At 74.7% G+C, this 19,149-nt stretch carries 2 protein-coding genes; both read left to right on the top strand.

The features are described 5' to 3' along the window. The coding region (locus tag AB0D46_RS35095; RefSeq protein ID WP_362883671.1) for an SDR family NAD(P)-dependent oxidoreductase at positions 1 to 3,080 on the top strand (3,080 nt) is incomplete at its 5' end. Between the two features lie 251 nt (positions 3,081 to 3,331). After that, a complete protein-coding gene (locus AB0D46_RS35090) occupies positions 3,332 to 19,012 on the top strand; it encodes a type I polyketide synthase (RefSeq protein WP_362883669.1) in 15,681 nt (5,226 codons plus the stop codon). Positions 19,013 to 19,149 lie beyond the last annotated feature (137 nt).

Below are 19,149 nucleotides of genomic sequence, written 5' to 3'. Positions count from 1 at the left end.
TGTCGTTGGCCGAGGTGTGGCGGGCGGCGGGTGTGCGTCCGGGTGCGGTGATCGGGCATTCGCAGGGTGAGATCGCCGCCGCGTGTGTGGCGGGGGTCCTGTCGCTGGAGGATGCGGCTCGGGTGGTTGCCCTGCGCAGTCAGGCGATCGGTCGGGTGCTGGCCGGTTTGGGTGGCATGGTCTCCGTGCCCCTGTCCGCTGTCGAGGTGCGTGAGCGGATCGCCACGTGGGGCGAGGCGCGGATTTCCGTCGCCGCTGTCAACGGGCCTTCCTCGGTGGTCGTTTCCGGTGAGGTCGAGGCCTTGGAAGAACTCCTGGCCGCTTGCGAGGCTGACGGGATTCGTGCGAAGCGGATCGCGGTGGACTACGCCTCGCATTCCGCCCAGGTCGATCTCCTGAAGGACGAACTGGGCGAGTTGCTCGCTCCGATCGTTGCGCAGCCCGCGCAGGTGCCGTTCCTGTCGACCGTGACGGGTGAGTGGGTCAATGGGCCCGAGCTGGACGCGGGTTACTGGTTCCGCAACCTCCGCCAGACGGTCGAGCTGGAGGAAGCCACTCGCACGCTCCTCGATCAGGGTTTCGGCGTGTTCATCGAGTCGAGCCCCCACCCCGTGCTGACGGTCGGGATGCAGGAGACGGTGGAGGGCGCGGGCCGCGAGGCCGCCGTCCTCGGGTCGTTGCGCCGCAACGAGGGCGGGTTGGAGCGCTTCTGGTTGTCGCTCGGTGAGGCGTACGTGCGGGGTGTGGCCGTCGACTGGGATGCCGTGTTCGCCGGTACGGGTGCCCGGCGCGTGGACCTGCCGACCTACGCCTTCCAGTCGCAGCGTTTCTGGCCCGAGCCCGCCCCCGTCGAAGCGGGGGAGCAGGCTGCGGAGAGTGTGGTCGACGCCCGGTTCTGGGACGCCGTCGAACGGGAGGACGTGACGGCGCTCGCCGAAGCGCTGGCCTTCGACACGCCCGACGCGATCCAGTCGCTGGGTACCGTCCTGCCGGGTCTGTCCTCCTGGCGGCGACAGAGCCGCGAGGAGTCCACGGTCGACGGATGGCGCTACCGGGTCACCTGGAAGTCCCGGGCCGACGATCCGACCCGGCAACGCCTGTCCGGGGTGTGGCTCGTCGTCGTACCGGAGGCCCCGGCCGGGGACGACACCGCCGCCGGTGTGCTGCGTACGCTCGCCGAGCACGGCGCGGAGGTCCGTACGGTCACCGTCGCCGCCGGAGCCGCCGACCGGGACGCGCTCGCCACCACGCTGAAGGCCGTCACCGCCGGGGCGGACGACCCCGCGGGCGTCGTCTCCCTCCTCGCCCTCGCCGGCGATGCCGCCTTTGCCGCCGGGCTCGCGCTGTCCCAGGCCCTCGGTGACGCCGACGTGGCCGCGCCCCTGTGGTGCGTCACCCGGAACGCGGTCGCCGCAGGGCGGTCCGACCGGGTCGAGGACCCGGAGCAGGCGCTGATCTGGGGTCTCGGTCGGGTCGCCTCCATGGAACAGGGGGGTCGCTGGGGTGGCCTGGTCGACCTGCCGTCGGAGGTCGATGACCGGACCTTGGGCCGGCTCGTAGGGGTGCTGGCCGGTGACGGCGCGGAGGACCAGGTGGCCGTGCGGGCTTCCGGGGTGTTCGTACGGCGTCTCGTGCGGGCCCGCCTCGCCGAGTCGCCGGTCGTGCGCGAGTGGCGTCCGGCCGGTACGACGCTGGTCACCGGGGGGACGGGCGCGCTCGGTGCGCACGTGGCCCGCTGGCTCGCTTCGAACGGTGCGGAGCACCTGGTCCTGACCAGTCGTCGTGGTCCGGACGCGCCCGGCGCCGCCGAGCTGCGCGCGGAGCTGATCGCGCTCGGCGCGGACGTCACCGTCGCCGCCTGCGACGTCGGCGACCGCGAGGAACTCGCCGCCCTCCTGGCTTCCGTACCCGCCGACCGGCCGCTCACCGCCGTCGTGCACACGGCGGCCGTCCTGGACGACGGGGTCATCGAGGCGCTCACCCCCGAGCAGGTCGCCGGTGTGCTGCGGGTGAAGGTGGACGGGACGCGGAACCTGCACGAGCTGACCCGTGACCTCGACCTGTCGGCGTTCGTCCTCTTCTCCTCCTTCGCCGCCACCTTCGGCGCCCCCGGCCAGGGCAACCAGGCCCCCGGCAACGCGTTCCTCGACGCCTTCGCCGCGTACCGGCGGGCCGAAGGCCTGCCCGCGACCTCCCTCGCCTGGGGTCCCTGGGGCAGTGCGGACGGCGACGACAGCGCGGCGGGCGACCGGCTGCGGCGCCACGGCATCATCGCCATGTCGCCCGCCCGGACGCTGACTTCGCTCCAGCACGCCCTGGACCGGGACGAGAGCACCCTCACCGTCGTCGACATGGACTGGAAGCGGTTCACCCTCGCCTTCACCGCCGACCGGGACCGTCCGCTGCTGCTGGAACTCCCCGAGGCCCGGCGGGTCATCGAGAGCGCGGAACGCGAGACCGCCGACGACCTGGCCGGGGGCGCGCCGCTGACGCGGCAGCTCGCCGGGCTGCCCGAGGTGGAGCAGGAGCGCCTGCTGCTGGACCTGGTCCGCACGGCCGTCGCCGCCGTCCTCGGGCACCCCGACCTGACGGCAGTCGAAGCCGGGCGGGCGTTCAAGGAGCTGGGATTCGACTCCCTCACCTCCGTCGAGCTGCGCAACCGGCTCGGCGCCGTCAGCGGGCTGAAGCTGCCGGCCAGCCTCGTCTTCGACCACCCCACCCCGGCCGCCGTCGCCGCCTACCTGCGCGCCGGGATCGTGCCCGACGCGGTGGCCGGCGGGGCCCCGCTGCTGGAGGAACTCGACCGACTGGAATCCGTACTGGAACAGGGCACGGGCGACAACGTGGTGCGGGCCAGGGTGACGATGCGGCTCCAGTCGCTGCTGACGAAGTGGAACGACAGCGAGGACCCGACCGCCGCCGGTCCGACGGAAAACGTCGCGGCGGCCCTCGGGGTCGACGGCGCCGGGGGCGACGCGACGGCCGGTGCGGACGGGGACGTCGACGCGGCGGACCAGCTCCAGGACGCCAGCGACGAGGAACTGTTCGCCTTTATCAACAAGGGACTCGGTCGTTATTGACGGTCTGCCGATTTTCGGTGAAGATGACCAGCTCCCGTGAGTAATTACCCGGGAAACACTGCCCCCTACGCCTTCCCCCACCAGGGGTGCGTAGGGGGCAGTTAGGGGTTGTAGGGCGGGTTGGGCCGGAAATAGCCTGCGGTCGGGAGTCGCTTCGCCCGACGAGTGAAGCACTCGCATTTCCGATGTCAATTCTCGGCGCTGCACACAGTTTTCCGATGCCGTCTGCTGCAAATGGGTGGTTGCGTTACATGGCGAATGAAGAGACGCTGCGGGACTACCTGAAGCTGGTGACGGCGGATCTGCACCGGACGCGTCAGCGGCTTCGCGACGTCGAGGCGAAGAACCAGGACCCCGTCGCCATCGTGGGCATGGGCTGCCGCTACCCCGGTGGGGCGACCTCGCCCGAGGAACTGTGGCAGTTGGTCGCCGACGGAGTGGACGCCATTTCCGGCTTCCCCGTCGAGCGCGGCTGGGACATGGACACCGTCTACCACCCCGACCCCGAACACCCGGGCACCAGTTACGCCAACCAGGGTGGCTTCGTACGGGACTTCGCGCGGTTCGATCCGTCCCTGTTCGGGATCTCCCCGCGCGAGGCCCTCGCCATGGACCCCCAGCAGCGGCTCCTGTTGGAAACCTCGTGGGAGGCGTTCGAGCGTGCGGGCATCGACCCGACCTCGATGCGCGGCAAGCAGGTCGGCGTGTTCGTCGGCACCAGCAACCACGACTACCTGACGGCGCTGCTGAGTTCCTCCGAGAACGTGGAGGGCTACCTCGGCACCGGAAACGCGGCGAGCGTCGCCTCGGGCCGGCTGTCCTACACGTTCGGCCTCGAAGGCCCCGCCGTCACCGTCGACACGGCCTGCTCGTCCTCCCTCGTCGCCCTGCACCTGGCCGTCCAAGCCCTGCGCAACGGCGAGTGCTCGATGGCGCTCGCCGGTGGTGCCACCCTGATGGCCGCGCCCGGCACGTTCATCGACTACAGCAAGCAGCGCGGCCTGGCCACCGACGGTCGCTGCAAGGCGTTCTCGCCGGACGCGGACGGCTTCAGCCTCGCCGAAGGCGTCGGCGTCCTCCTCGTGGAGCGGCTGTCCGACGCCCGCCGCAAGGGGCACCGCGTCCTCGCCGTCGTCCGCGGCACCGCCGTCAACCAGGACGGCGCCTCCAACGGCCTGACCGCCCCCAACGGCCCCTCCCAGCAGCGGGTCATCCTGCAGGCGCTGTCCAACGCCCGCCTCACGCCCGACCAGGTCGACGCCGTCGAGGCGCACGGCACCGGCACCGGCCTCGGTGACCCCATCGAGGCACAGGCGATCATCGCCACGTACGGCCAGGACCGCCCCGACGGGCGCCCGCTGTGGCTGGGCTCCCTCAAGACCAACATCGGGCACGCGCAGGCCGCCGCCGGCGTCGCCGGCGTCATCAAGAGCGTCATGGCGATGCGCAACGGTCTGCTGCCGCGCACCCTGCACCTGGACGAGCCGACCCCGCACGTCGACTGGTCCGCGGGAGAGGTCTCCCTGCTGACCGAGGCGCGGCCGTGGCCGCGGCACGAGGGGCCGCGCCGCATCGGTGTGTCCTCGTTCGGCATGAGCGGGACGAACGCGCACGTCATCCTGGAGAGCGCCGAGGAGGCGGTCGAAGGTTCCGCCGAGGAGCCGACCCCAGGCCGCGCCGATGGCGTTCCGGTACTCGAACCGTGCGCCGAGCCGGCCGTCGTGCCGGTGGTCCTCTCCGGCAAGACCGAGGCCGCGCTGCGTGCGCAGGCCGCGACGCTGCACGCCCACCTCACGGCCCTGCCCGAGCTGCGCGTCCAGGACGTCGCCTACGCGCAGGCACTCACCCGGGCCGCCCTGGACCGGCGGGCCGCGGTCGTCGCCGAGGACCGCGAGGAACTGCTGGCGGGGCTCGCCGCCCTCGCCGAGGGTCGGGCGTCCGCCGATGTGCTCGAAGCGTCCGCCACCGATGGCAAGCTGGCGTTCCTGTTCACGGGGCAGGGCAGTCAGCGGCTGGGTATGGGGCGTGAACTGTACGACGCGTATCCGGTGTTCGCGGCCGCGTTGGACGAGGTGTGCGGTCGGCTGGAGCTCGATCTGCCGTTGAAGGACGTGTTGTTCGGGTCGGACGCGGCCCTGTTGGACGAGACGCGGTTCACGCAGCCGGCTTTGTTCGCCGTCGAGGTGGCGCTGTTCCGGCTCCTCGAGTCGTGGGGTGTGAAGCCGGACTTCCTCTGCGGGCATTCGATCGGTGAGATCGCCGCCGCGCACGTGGCCGGTGTGTTGTCGCTGGATGACGCGTGTGTGTTGGTGGCGGCGCGTGGTCGGTTGATGCAGGCGTTGCCGGCCGGTGGTGTGATGGTCGCGGTGCGGGCTTCGGAGGACGAGGTCCTGCCGTTGTTGACGGACGGGGTGAGCATCGCGGCCGTCAACGGTCCGCAGGCTGTCGTGATCGCCGGTGACGAGGACGCGGTGGCGGCGGTCGTGGCGGCCTTCCCGGACCGCAAGTCCAAGCGGCTCTCGGTCAGTCACGCGTTCCACTCGCCGCACATGGACGGCATGCTCGACGCCTTCCGCCGGGTCGTGGAGGGGCTGACGTACGCGGCTCCGCGCATCCCCGTCGTGTCGAACCTGACCGGCGCCCTCGTCACCGACGGTGAGATGGGTACGGCCGAGTTCTGGGTCCGCCACGTCCGCGAGACCGTCCGCTTCCTCGACGGCATCCGCTGGCTGGAGAGCCGCGGCGTCAGCGCCTACCTGGAGATCGGCCCCGGCGGGGTGCTCTCCGCCCTCGGCCAGGACTGCCGGAGCGCGACCGGCGCCCGCGCCGCCGCGTTCCTGCCCGCGCTGCGCACCGGCCGCCCCGAAGCCCGCTCCCTGGCCGCCGCCGTGGCGGGCGCCCACGTACGAGGCCTGTCCCCGGACTGGGTCGCCCGGTTCGCCGGGACCGGGGCGCGCCGCGTCGACCTGCCGACGTACGCCTTCCAGCGCGAGCTGTACTGGCCCCGCGACCCCTTCACCGACCTGGCCGGACCCGCCGACGGACGCGAACTGGGCACCAGCGACGCCAAGTTCTGGGAGGTCGTCGACAGCGAGGACCTGGCCGCGTTCGCCGACACCCTCGGCATCGGCGGCGACGAGCCGCTCAGCAACGTGCTGCCCGCACTGTCCGCCTGGCACCGCCGGCACCGCGACCGCGACACCGTCGGCGGCTGGCGCTACCGCGTCACCTGGAAACCCCTCACCGACACCGGGTCCGTACCCCTGTCCGGGCACTGGCTCCTCGTCGTACCCGCCGGTCACGCCGACGCCCCGTGGGCCGTCGCCGCCGCCCGGGCCCTGGCCGCGCGCGGGGTCACCGTCAGCACCCTGACGGTCGACGCGACCGTCGAGGACCGGGCCGCCGTCGCCGCCCGGATCGCGGAAGCCCTGGCGGGCACGGACGCGCCCGCCGGCGTGCTCTCGCTGCTCGCCCTCGACGAGCGGGCGCACCCCGAGGACCCGGCGCTGCCCGCCGGCCTCGCCGCCACCCTCGCACTCGTCCAGGCACTCGGCGACACGGACGTCGACGCCCCCCTCTGGGCCGCCACTCGGGGCGCGGTGTCCACCGGCCGCTCCGACCGGCTCACCGCACCGGCCCAGGCGCCGGTCTGGGGTCTCGGCCGCACCGCCGCCCTCGAACTGCCCGGCCGCTGGGGCGGCCTCGTCGACCTGCCGCCGACCGCCGACGCCCGCTCCGCCGCCCGCCTGATGGACGTGCTGGGCGGCATCGGCGCCGAGGACCACCTCGCCGTCCGCTCCACCGGTGTCCTCGCCCGCAGGCTGGTCCGCGCACCCCAGGAGCAGAGCCCCGCCGCCGAGTGGACCACCACCGGCACCGCCCTGGTCACCGGCGCCACGGGCGCGCTCGGTCGGCACGTGGCGCGCTGGCTCGCCCGTACCGGAGCCGAGCACCTGCTGCTGGTCAGCAGGCGCGGCCCCGCCGCCGACGGCGCGGAGGAACTCGCCGCCGAACTGCGGGACATGGGCGCCTCGGTCACCCTCGCCGCCTGCGACGTCGCCGACCGCGACGCGGTGACCGAGCTGCTCGCCGGTGTTCCGTCCGCATTCCCGCTGACCACCGTCGTCCACGCCGCGGGCGTCCTCGACGACGGGGTCCTCGACGCGCTGACCCCGGCGCGCCTGGCCGCGGTGCTCGGCCCCAAGGCCCACGCCGCCCAAGTCCTCGACGAGTTGACCCGCGACCTGGACCTGTCCGCGTTCGTCCTCTTCTCCTCCCTCGCCGCCGCCTTCGGCGCCACCGGACAAGCCAACTACGCAGCCGCGAACGCCTCCCTGGACGCGCTCGCCGACCGGCGCCGCGCGGACGGCCTGCCCGCCACCGTGATCGCCTGGGGTGCCTGGGCCGAGGGCGGCATGGCCACCGACGAACTCGTCGCCGAACGTTTGCGCGCCGCCGGCCTCCCCGGGCTCCCGCCCGAACTCGCCGTCTCCGCACTGCACATGGCGCTCAGCCTCGACGAGACGTCCGTGGTCGTCGCCGACATCGACTGGGACCGTCTGGCGCCCGGCCTCACCGCCGTACGCCCCTGCCCGCTCATCGCCGAACTCCCCGACGCGGTACGGACCCTCGCCGCGGCCGGCGCACCCGGCACGCCCGGCGCTGGTGGTGGCGCCGACGCACCCGACGGCTTCACCCGGGACCTCGCCCAGGCCCCGGCCGGTGAGCGCGAGGGGCTCGCGCTGGAGTTCGTCCGTACGCAGATCGCCGCCGTCCTCGGCTACCCGGGGCCCGCCTCGGTGGATCCCGCCATCGCCTTCCGGGACCTCGGCTTCGACTCCCTGACCGCCGTGGAGATCCGCAACCTGCTGACCGCCCGGACGGGGCTGAGGCTGCCCGCGACCCTGATCTTCGACTACCCCAACTCGCTGTCCCTGGCCGCGTTCCTCCAGGACGAACTCCTCGGCGCCCTGCCCGCCGCACCCGTCGCCCCCACCGCCGTGACCGCCCCCGACGACGACCCCATCGCGATCGTCGCGATGAGCTGCCGCTTCCCCGGCGGGGTCCGCACGCCGGAGGAGCTGTGGGAACTGCTCGCCGAGGGCCGTGACGCGATCTCCGCGTTCCCCGACGACCGTGGCTGGGACCTGGACGGGCTGTACGACCCGGAGTCCCTCACCGAGAACACCACCTACGTCCGCGAGGGCGGCTTCCTCACCGACGCCACCACGTTCGACCCCGGCTTCTTCGGGATCTCCCCGCGCGAGGCCCTCGCCATGGACCCGCAGCAGCGCCTGCTGCTGGAAACCTCCTGGGAGGCCTTCGAGCGGGCCGGCATCGACCCCGCCACCGTGCGCGGCGAGCGGATCGGCGTCTTCACCGGCACCAACGGGCAGGACTACCTCGACGTCATCCTCGCCGCCCCCGACGGCAGCGAGGGGTTCCTCGGCACCGGCAACGCGGCGAGCGTGGTCTCCGGCCGCGTCTCCTACGCCCTGGGCCTGGAGGGCCCGGCCGTCACCGTCGACACGGCCTGCTCGTCCTCGCTGGTCGCCCTGCACTGGGCGATCCAGGCGCTGCGCGCCGGCGAGTGCACGATGGCGCTCGCGGGCGGTGTGACCGTCATGTCGACGCCCGCCTCCTTCGTCGACTTCAGCCGCCAGCGCGGTCTGGCCGCCGATGGCCGCATCAAGGCCTTCGCCGCCGCCGCCGACGGCACCGGCTGGGGCGAGGGTCTCGGCATGCTGCTCGTCGAGCGGCTCTCCGACGCCCGCCGCAACGGGCATCCGGTGCTCGCCCTCGTCCGCGGCTCGGCCGTCAACCAGGACGGCGCGAGCAACGGCCTGACCGCTCCCAACGGGCCGTCCCAGCAGCGCGTCATCCGCCAGGCGCTGGACTCCGCCGGTCTGACCCCCGCCGACGTGGACGCGGTCGAGGCCCACGGCACCGGCACCCGGCTCGGCGACCCGATCGAAGCGCAGGCCCTGCTGGCCACGTACGGTCAGGACCGGCCCGACGGGCGGCCGCTGCTGCTCGGCTCCATCAAGTCGAACTTCGGCCACACCCAGGCCGCCGCGGGCGTCGCCGGCGTCATGAAGATGGTGCTGGCCATGCGGCACGGGGTACTGCCCCGGACCCTGCACGTGGACGAGGCGTCCCCGCACGTCGACTGGACGGCCGGCGACATCGCACTGCTGACGGAGCCGGTGGAGTGGCCCGGGACCGGGCGTCCGCGCCGGGCCGGCGTGTCCTCGTTCGGCATCAGCGGCACCAACGCCCACACCATCATCGAAGAGGCCCCCGCGCCCGCGCCGGCCGAGCCGCCCGCGCCCGCCGAGCCGCCCGCGCCCGCCGAGCCGTCGACACCGCACCGCGAGTCGCCGTCGCCGCTGCCGTGGATCCTGTCGGGCAAGAGCCGGGACGCTCTGCGCGACCAGGCGCGCCGCCTGCACGCCCACGCCGCACGACACCCCGAGCTGCGCCCCGACGACCTGGGACTCTCCCTCGCCCTCGGCCGCTCCGCGTTCGAACACCGCGCCGCCGTGGTGGCCGCCGACCGTGACACGCTCCTCGCGGGCCTGGAGGCACTGGCCGAGGACGCGCCGGCCGCGGCGCTCGTGGCGGGCGCTCCGACCGCCGGCAAGCTCGCCTTCCTGTTCACCGGCCAGGGCAGCCAGCGCCTCGACATGGGCCGAGAACTCCACGACACGCAACCGGTGTTCGCCGACGCGCTCGACGAGGTCTGCGCCCACCTGGACGTCCTGCTCGAACTCCCGCTCAAGGAGATCCTGTTCGGCTCCGATGCCGCGCTGCTGGACCAGACGCGGTTCACGCAGCCCGCATTGTTCGCCGTCGAGGTGGCACTGTTCCGCCTGCTGGAATCGTGGGGTGTGAAGCCGGACTTCCTCTCCGGTCACTCCATCGGTGAGATCGCCGCCGCGCACGTCGCGGGGGTGCTGACCCTGGCCGACGCGTGCGCGCTGGTGGCGGCGCGCGGCCGGCTGATGCAGGCGCTGCCCGCCGGTGGAGCCATGGTCGCCGTCCAGGCCTCGGAGGACGAGGTGCTGCCGCTGCTGACCGACCGGGTGAGCATCGCCGCCGTCAACGGCCCGCGCTCCGTCGTGATCGCCGGTGACGAGGACGCGGCCGCCGCGCTCGTCGCGTCCTTCCCCGACCGCCGGACCAAACGCCTTACCGTCAGCCACGCCTTCCACTCGCCCCACATGGACGGCATGCTGGACGACTTCCGCCGCGTCGTGGACGGACTCGACTTCGCGGCGCCGCGCATCCCGATCGTGTCGAACCTGACCGGCGCCCTCGTCACCGACGACGACATGGGTACGGCGGACTTCTGGGTCCGGCACGTCCGCGAAGGCGTCCGCTTCCTCGACGGCGTCCGCGCCCTCGAAGCCGCCGGCGTGACCAGCTACCTCGAACTCGGCCCCGACGGGGTGCTGTCCGGGCTCGTACAGGACTGCGTCACCCCCTCGGCCGACACCCCGGACCCCGTCCTCATCCCCGTCCTGCGCAAGGGGCACCCAGAGGGCGAAGCCCTCGTCACCGCCCTCGCCCGGGCCCACGTCCACGGCATCGGCGTCGACTGGACGGCGTACTTCGCCGGTACCGACGCCCACCGCGTCGACCTGCCCACCTACCCCTTCCAACGGCAGCGCTACTGGCCCGCGCTGTCCTACCTGCGCCTCGGTGACGTCGAGGCGATCGGCCTCGACGACACCGCCCACCCGCTGCTCACCGCCGCCGTCGCGCTGCCCGAGTCCGACGGCATGGTGTTCGTCGGACGCCTCTCCCTGTCCACGCACCCCTGGCTGGCCGACCACGCCATCCTCGGCAGCGTCCTGCTCCCCGGCACGGCCTTCGTGGAACTCGCGACCCGCGCCGGGGACCAACTCGGCTGCGACCACCTCGAAGAACTCACCCTCGAAGCGCCCCTGGTGCTGCCCGAGCGCGGCGGCGTCCAACTGCGCGTCCGGGTCGGCGCCGCCGACGAGGCCGGCCGCCGGCCGCTCGCCCTGCACTCCCGCGCCGAAGGCCTGGCCGCCGAGGAACCCTGGACGCGGCACGCCGCCGGCGTCCTCGCCGAAGCCGGCCGCACCGCCGCCGACTTCGACCTGAGCGCCTGGCCGCCGTCCGGCGCCGTCGAGGTACCGCTCGACGGCCGCTACGAAGCCCTCGACGGCATCGGCTTCGCCTACGGACCCACCTTCCGCGGCCTGCGGACGGCCTGGCAGCACGAGGGCGCGGTGTACGCCGAGGTCGCCCTGCCCGAAGCCGCCGCCGACCAGGCGGGCCGTTTCGGCCTGCACCCCGCGCTGCTCGACGCCGCCCTGCACGCCATCGGCCTCGGCGGCCTCGGCGCCGACGACGGCCGGGGCCGGCTGCCCTTCGCCTGGTCCGGGGTGTCCCTGTACGCCGGCGGCGCAAGCACCCTGCGCGTACGCCTCACCCCGGCCGGCGCCGAAGGGGTCCGGCTGGAGATCGCCGACGCCGCCGGCGTCCCCGTCGCGACCGTCGACTCCCTCGGGCTGCGCCCGGTGACCGCCGACCAACTGCGGGCCGCCCGCACCACCTACCACGAGTCCGTGTTCCGCCGTCAGTGGACCGAGCTCACCGGCCTCGCCGGCCCGCAGGACGCGACCCGGTACGCCCGCCTCGGCGCGGCCGCGGACCCGGCCTCGCAGGACACGCCGGACACCGCCCGTTACCCGGACCTCGCCGCGCTCGCCGCCGCCGTCGACGCGGGAGCGCCCGTACCCGACGAGGTCCTCCTCGACTTCGCGCCGACCCCCGGCCCGCTCTCCGCCGCGGCCGTGCACGACGCCGCGCACGACGCGCTGGCCCTCGCCCGGACGTGGCTCGCGGACGAGCGGTTCGCCGCCGCCCGACTGGTCGTCGTCACCCGGGGCGCCGTCGCCGCGATACCGGGCGAGGACGTGAGCGACCTCGCCGCCGCCACCGTATGGGGCCTACTGGGCTCCGCCCAGACGGAGCACCCCGGCCGGATCGCCCTCGTCGACGCGGGCCCCGACACGATCCCCGACGACCGCCACCCGGCCGCGCTGCGCGCCGCGCTCACCGCCGACGAGGAACGGTTCGCCCTGCGCGACGGCGCCGTACTCGCCCCGCGCCTGGCCCGCGTCGAAACCGGCGAGGACGCCCTCGCAACCGAGGCCGGCGCACCCGATGCCGGCGCGCAGGACGCTCCCCGTCGCGCCCCGGCCTTCGGACCCGACGGAACGGTCCTGATCACCGGAGCCACCGGCGCGCTCGGCGGCCTCCTCGCCCGGCACCTGGCCGCCGAACACGGGGTGCGCCGGCTGCTCCTCGTCGGCCGGCGCGGCGCCGACGCCCCCGGCGCGGCCGACCTCGTCGCCGCGCTCGCCGAGGCCGGCGCCACCGCCACCTGGGCCGCCTGCGACGTCGCCGACCGGGACGCCCTCGCCGCCCTGCTCGCGGGCATCCCCGCCGAGCACCCGCTGACGGCCGTCGTGCACACCGCAGGCGTCCTCGACGACGGCGTCATCACCTCCCTGACCCCCGACCGGCTGTCGGCCGTCCTGCGCCCCAAGGTGGACGCGGCCTGGAACCTGCACGAACTGACCCGGGACCTCGCCCCGGACCTGTCCGCCTTCGTGCTGTTCTCCTCCACCTCCGGCCTGTTCGGCGGTCCCGGCCAAGGCAACTACGCCGCCGCCAACACCTTCCTGGACGCCCTCGCCCAGCACCGCCACGCCCGGGGCCTGCCGGCCACCGCGCTGGCCTGGGGCCTGTGGTCCGTCGCCGACGGCATGGCCGGCGCGCTGGACGCCGCCGACGTCAACCGGATGCGCCGGGCCGGACTGCCCCCGCTGACGGCCGGCGACGGCCTGGAACTGTTCGACACCGCCGTCGCCCTCGACGGCGCGGCCGTCGCCCTCATGCGCGTCGACACCGAGGCCCTGCGCGTCCAGGCCGCCGCCGGCGCCGTCGCCCCGCTGCTGCGCGGCCTCGTACGCGGCGTCGCCCGCCGCTCGGTCGACGCCACCGCGGCCGCCGCCGGCGACGGGTCCGGTCCGCGGGCCCGACTGGCCGGGCTGTCCCCGGCCGAACAGGACCGCGCTCTGCTGGACCTGGTCCGTACGCAGGTCGCGGCCGTCCTCGGACACGCCGGTCCGGCCGCAGTCGAGTCCGGGCGGGCCTTCAAGGAGCTCGGCTTCGACTCGCTGACCGCCGTGGAGCTGCGCAACCGGCTGAACGCCGCGACCGCCCTGCGGCTGCCCGCTACCCTCATCTTCGACTACCCGGACCCGACCGTCCTCGCCCGGCACCTGCGCACCGAACTGTTCGGCGACGCGGACCCGGACACCACCCCCGGCGCCCCCGGCGGCGCCGCGGCGCCCACGACGGCCGACGACGAACCCATCGCGATCGTCGCGATGAGCTGCCGCTACCCCGGCGACGTCCGCACCCCCGAGGACCTCTGGCAGCTCCTCACCGCCGGCGAGGACGGCATCACCCGCCTTCCCGAGAACCGCGGCTGGGACACCGACGCCCTCTACCACCCCGACCCCGAACACCCGGGCACCTCGTACGCCCGCGAAGGCGGCTTCCTGCACGACGCCGCCGAGTTCGACGCCTCCTTCTTCGGGATCTCCCCGCGCGAGGCCCTCGCCATGGACCCGCAACAACGCCTGCTGCTGGAGACCACCTGGGAGGTCTTCGAACGCGCCGGGATCGCCCCGTCCGCGGTGCGCGGCACCCGCACGGGCGTCTTCGCCGGCGTCATGTACCACGACTACGGCGCCCGCCTGCACGCCGTGCCCGACGGCGTCGAGGGCTACCTCGGCACCGGCAGTTCCAGCAGCATCGTCTCGGGCCGCGTCGCCTACACCTTCGGCCTGGAGGGCCCCGCGGTCACCGTCGACACGGCCTGCTCCTCCTCGCTCGTCGCCCTGCACCTCGCCGCGCAGGCCCTGCGCAACGGCGAGTGCTCCCTCGCGCTGGCGGGCGGCGTCACCGTGATGTTCACACCCGGCACGTTCATCGAGTTCAGCCGCCAGCGCGGCCTCGCCGCCGACGGCCGCTGCAAGTCCTTCGCCGCCGCCGCCGACGGCACCGGCTGGGGCGAGGGCGCGGGCATGCTCCTGCTGGAGCGGCTCTCCGACGCCCGCCGCAACGGCCACCAGGTCCTGGCCGTCGTCCGCGGCTCCGCCGTCAACCAGGACGGCGCCTCCAACGGCCTCACCGCCCCCAACGGGCCGTCCCAGCAGCGCGTCATCCGCCAGGCCCTCGCCAACGCACGGCTGTCCGCCGCGGACGTCGACGTCGTCGAGGCCCACGGCACCGGCACCACCCTCGGCGACCCCATCGAGGCACAGGCCGTACTGGCCACCTACGGTCGTGAACACGGCGACGACCAGCCCCTGTTGCTCGGTTCGGTGAAGTCCAACCTCGGTCACACCCAGGCCGCGGCCGGCGTCGCCGGCATCATCAAGATGGTCATGGCGATGCGGCACGGCGTCGTGCCCAAGACCCTCCACGTCGACGAGCCCACCCCGCACGTCGACTGGTCGGCGGGCGCGGTGACGCTGCTCACCGAACAGGTCGAGTGGCCCGACACCGGGCGCCCGCGCCGCGCCGGCGTCTCCTCCTTCGGCATCAGCGGCACGAACGCCCACGCCGTCATCGAACAGGCCCCGGACACCGGCCCCGCGCCGGCCACCGCCCCCGCGCCCACCACCGCTCCCGAGCCGGCCGCCGACCCGCAGCCGCAACCGTCGTACCCGCCCGTGGTCCTCTCGGCCCGCGGTGAGGACGCGCTGCGCGCCCAGGCCCGGCTGCTCCACACCCGCGTCCACGACGACACCGACCTGCGCCCCGCCGACCTGGCCCTGTCCCTGGCGACGAGCCGCTCGGCCCTGGAGCAGCGCGCCGCGCTGGTCACCGCCGACCGTACGGAGCTGCTGGGCGCGCTCGACGCGCTGGCCCGCGGCGAGGACGCGGCCGGCCTCGTACGGGGGACCGCGCACGAGGGCCAAGTCGCCTTCCTGTTCACCGGGCAGGGCAGCCAGCGCCTCGGCGCGGGACGCGGACTGTACGCGGCCGAACCCGCCTTCGCGCAGGCCCTGGACGAGGTGTGCGTCGAACTCGACCGACACCTCGAACTCCCGCTGCGAGACGTGCTGTTCGGTATGGACGCCGCCCTCCTGGACCGTACGGAGTACACCCAGCCCGCGCTCTTCGCGATCGAGGTCGCCCTGTTCCGGCTGCTGACGAGCCGCGGACTGCGGCCCGACGTGCTCGCCGGACACTCCATCGGCGAGATCACCGCCGCGCACGTCGCGGGGGTCCTCACCCTCCAGGACGCCGCCGAACTCGTCGCCGCGCGCGGCCGGTTGATGCAGGCCCTGCCGGCCGGCGGCGTGATGATCGCGATTCAGGCCTCCGAGGACGAGGTCCTGCCGCTGCTCACCGACCGGGTGGGCATCGCCGCCGTCAACGGACCGCGGTCGCTCGTGATCGCCGGCGACGAGGACGCGGCGACGGCGGTCGTTGCGGCCCTCCCCGACCGCAAGTCGAAGCGCCTGTCGGTCAGTCACGCCTTCCACTCGCCGCACATGGACGCCATGCTCGCCGACTTCCGCAAGGTCGCCGAGGCCCTGACGTACGCCGCCCCGCGCATCCCCGTCGTGTCCTGCCTGACCCGCGCGACCGTCACCGACGAGATGGGCTCCGCCGACTTCTGGGTCCGCCACGTCCGCGAAGCCGTCCGCTTCCTCGACGGCGTCCGCGCCCTGGACGCGGCCGGGGTGACGACGTACGTCGAACTCGGCCCCGACGCCACCCTGTCCGCGCTCGTCCCCGACTGCCTGCCCGACGACGCCCCCCGGCCCGCGCTGTGCGTGCCCGTGCTCCGCAAGGACCGCCCCGAGACGAGGACGTTCACCGACGCCCTCGCCCGCGCCCACGTCCACGGCGTCCCCCTCGACTGGACGGCGTACTTCGCCGGTACCGGCGCCCGCCGCGTCGAGCTGCCCACCTACGCCTTCCAGCGCAAGCGCTACTGGCTCGACGTCGGGGTCTCCGCCGAGGACGTGTACGCGGCCGGCCTGGACGCCGCCGGTCACCCGCTGCTCGGGGCCACCGTCCCGCTGCCCGCCTCCGACGGACTCCTCCTCACCGGACGCCTCGCGCTGTCCACGCACCCCTGGCTCGCCGACCACACCGTCATGGACACCGTCCTGCTGCCCGGCACCGCCTTCGTCGAACTGGCCCTGCGGGCCGGCGCGGAGACCGGCTGCGACACCGTGGAGGAACTGGCCATCGAGGCCCCGCTCACCCTCGGCGAACAGGGCACCGTCCAGCTCCAACTGACCGTCGACGGCGCCGACGGGACCGGCCGGCGCACGCTGACCGTGCACTCCCGTCCCGCCGACGCCCCGGCCGAGGAACCGTGGACCCGGCACGCCACCGGCGTCCTCGCCCCCACCGGCCCGGCACGCCCCGCCGACCTGTCCGCGTGGCCGCCGACCGGCGCCGAACCCGTACCCACCGACGGCTTCTACCCGGCCGCCGCCGCGGCCGGCCTCGGCTACGGCCCCGTCTTCCAGGGACTGCGCGCCGCCTGGCGCGGCGAGGCCGAACTGTTCGCCGAGGTCGCCCTCGACGAGGCGTACGGGACCGACGCCGGCGCCTACGCCGTGCACCCCGCGCTCCTCGACGCCGCCCTCCAGGCCATCGGCCTGGGCGTACCGGGCGACACCGAAGCGGGCGACGGCGCCCGCCTGCCGTTCGCCTGGACCGGCGTACGCCTCCACGCGAGCGGCGCGACCAGTCTGCGGGTCCGGGTCACCGCCGGCGCGCCCGGCGGCGGCGTGGCCCTGGCCATCGCCGACCACACCGGAGCCCCGGTGGCCTCCGTCGACTCGCTGATCCTGCGTCCGGTGTCCGCCGACCGGCTCGGCGCCCACCGCACCGCGCACCACGAGTCCCTGTTCGGGGTCGAGTGGACGAAGCTGCCGCTGACCGCGGGCCCCGTGCCCGCCGACGAGCGGTGGGCGGTGCTCGGCGAGGACCGGGCCGCCCTCCGCATCGGTGGGGCGCCCCTCGACGGCCACGCCGACCTCACCGCCCTGCGCGGGGCACTCGCCGCGGGCGCCCCCGCACCGGACGTCGTGATCGTCCCGCTGACCGCGACCGCCCGCCCCGGCGGCCGGGCCGCCACCGCCCGCACCGCCACCCACCGGGCGCTCGCCCTGGTCAAGGAGTGGCTCGCCGAGGAACGCCTCGACGCGTCCCGGCTGGTCCTGCTCACCCGGGGCACGATGGCCGCCGTACCCGGCGAACACGTCACCGACCTCGCCCACGCCCCGGTGTGGGGTCTGGTGCGGTCGGCGCAGTCGGAGAACCCCGGCCGGTTCGTCCTCGCCGACACCGACGGCTCCGACGCCTCCCTCGGCGCGCTGGCCACCGCCCTCGCGGGCGACGAACCGCAACTGGCCCTGCGGGCCGGCGAAGCGTACGCCTTCCGGCTGCGCCGCGTCCCCCGCACCGACCCCGCCCCGGACACGGTCGCCCCGGCGATCGACCCGACCGGCACCGTCCTCGTCACCGGCGCCGCCGGCACCCTCGGCTCGCTGTTCGCCCGGCACCTCGCCGCCACCCACGGCGTACGGAACCTGCTGCTGCTCAGCCGCCGCGGCGACGCGGCACCCGGCGCGGCCGACCTGACGCGGGCCCTGAACGCCCACGGCGCGGACGTCACCTGGGCCGCCTGCGACGCCGCCGACCGGGACGCCCTGGCCGCCGTCCTGGCCGCCGTCCCCGCCGACCGGCCACTGACCGCCGTCGTCCACGCGGCCGGTGTCCTCGACGACGGGATCATCGACTCGCTGACGCCCGAACGACTCGACACCGTCCTGCGGCCCAAGGTCGACGCCGCCTGGAACCTGCACGAGCTGACCGAGGGCGGACAGCTCACCGCGTTCGTCCTGTTCTCCTCGGTCGCCGGCTGCTTCGGCGCCGCCGGCCAGGCCAACTACGCCGCCGCGAACGCCTTCCTCGACGCCCTCGCCCACCACCGCACCGGCCGCGGCCTCGCGGCCAGCTCCCTCGCCTGGGGACTGTGGGCGACCGCCGACGGCATGGCGGGCGCCCTCGACGAGGCCGACCTGACCCGGATGGCCCGCTCCGGCGTCGCCGCCCTCGCCCCCGACGAGGGCCTGGCCCTGTTCGACACCTCCCGCACCCTGGCGGACGCCGTCCTCGTCCCCATGCGGGTCGAACCGGCCGCGCTGCGTGCCCAGGCCGCCGAAGGCACCCTGCCGCCGCTGCTGCGCGGACTCGTCCGCACCCCCGCCCGCCGGGTCGCCGCCGGCGCCGGCCGCGCCGCCTCCCCGGCGGCCGGCGAACCGGTGGGCTCCCTCCAGGAACGACTGACCGGCCTGCCGGCCGCCGAACGCGACCAGGCCCTGAACGAACTGGTCCGCACCCAGGTCGCCGCCGTCCTCGGCCACGGCACGGCCGACGACGTCGACGCCGACCGCGGTTTCCTCGACCTCGGCTTCGACTCGCTGACCGCCGTCGACCTGCGCAACCGGCTCACCGCCGCCTCCGGGCTGCGGCTGCCCGTCACGCTGATCTTCGACTACCCGTCACCGGCGGCGCTCGCCGCGTACATCGCGGAGCGCACCGCCCCGACGGAGCCCGGCCGCTCGTCCGTCCACACCGAACTCGACAAGCTCGCATCCCTCCTCACGGCGGTCGCCCCCGACGACGCCGAACGCGCGGGCATCACCGCCCGACTGCGCGACCTTCTGGCGAAGTGGAACGACACGCACAGTGCACAGGACAGCGACGCCGAAAAGCAGGACATCCAGGCCGCCACGGCCGACGAACTCTTCGACCTCCTCGACGACGAACTCGGCCTGTCCTGACCACCGACCCGGGACGGCGCCCCCGGCGCCGTCGGCGCCCCTGACGGCCCCGACGGCGCTGCGGGCCCCCACGGAACCGCGGGCCCCCGGGGCCCCGGCCACCTTGACCACTTTGAACACTTCGATCACGGGGATGG

This window comes from Streptomyces sp. NPDC048383, assembly GCF_040651775.1.
Lineage (GTDB): Bacteria > Actinomycetota > Actinomycetes > Streptomycetales > Streptomycetaceae > Streptomyces.
Note: the sequence above shows the minus strand (reverse complement) of the source record. Positions and strands in the feature narration are given on the sequence as shown.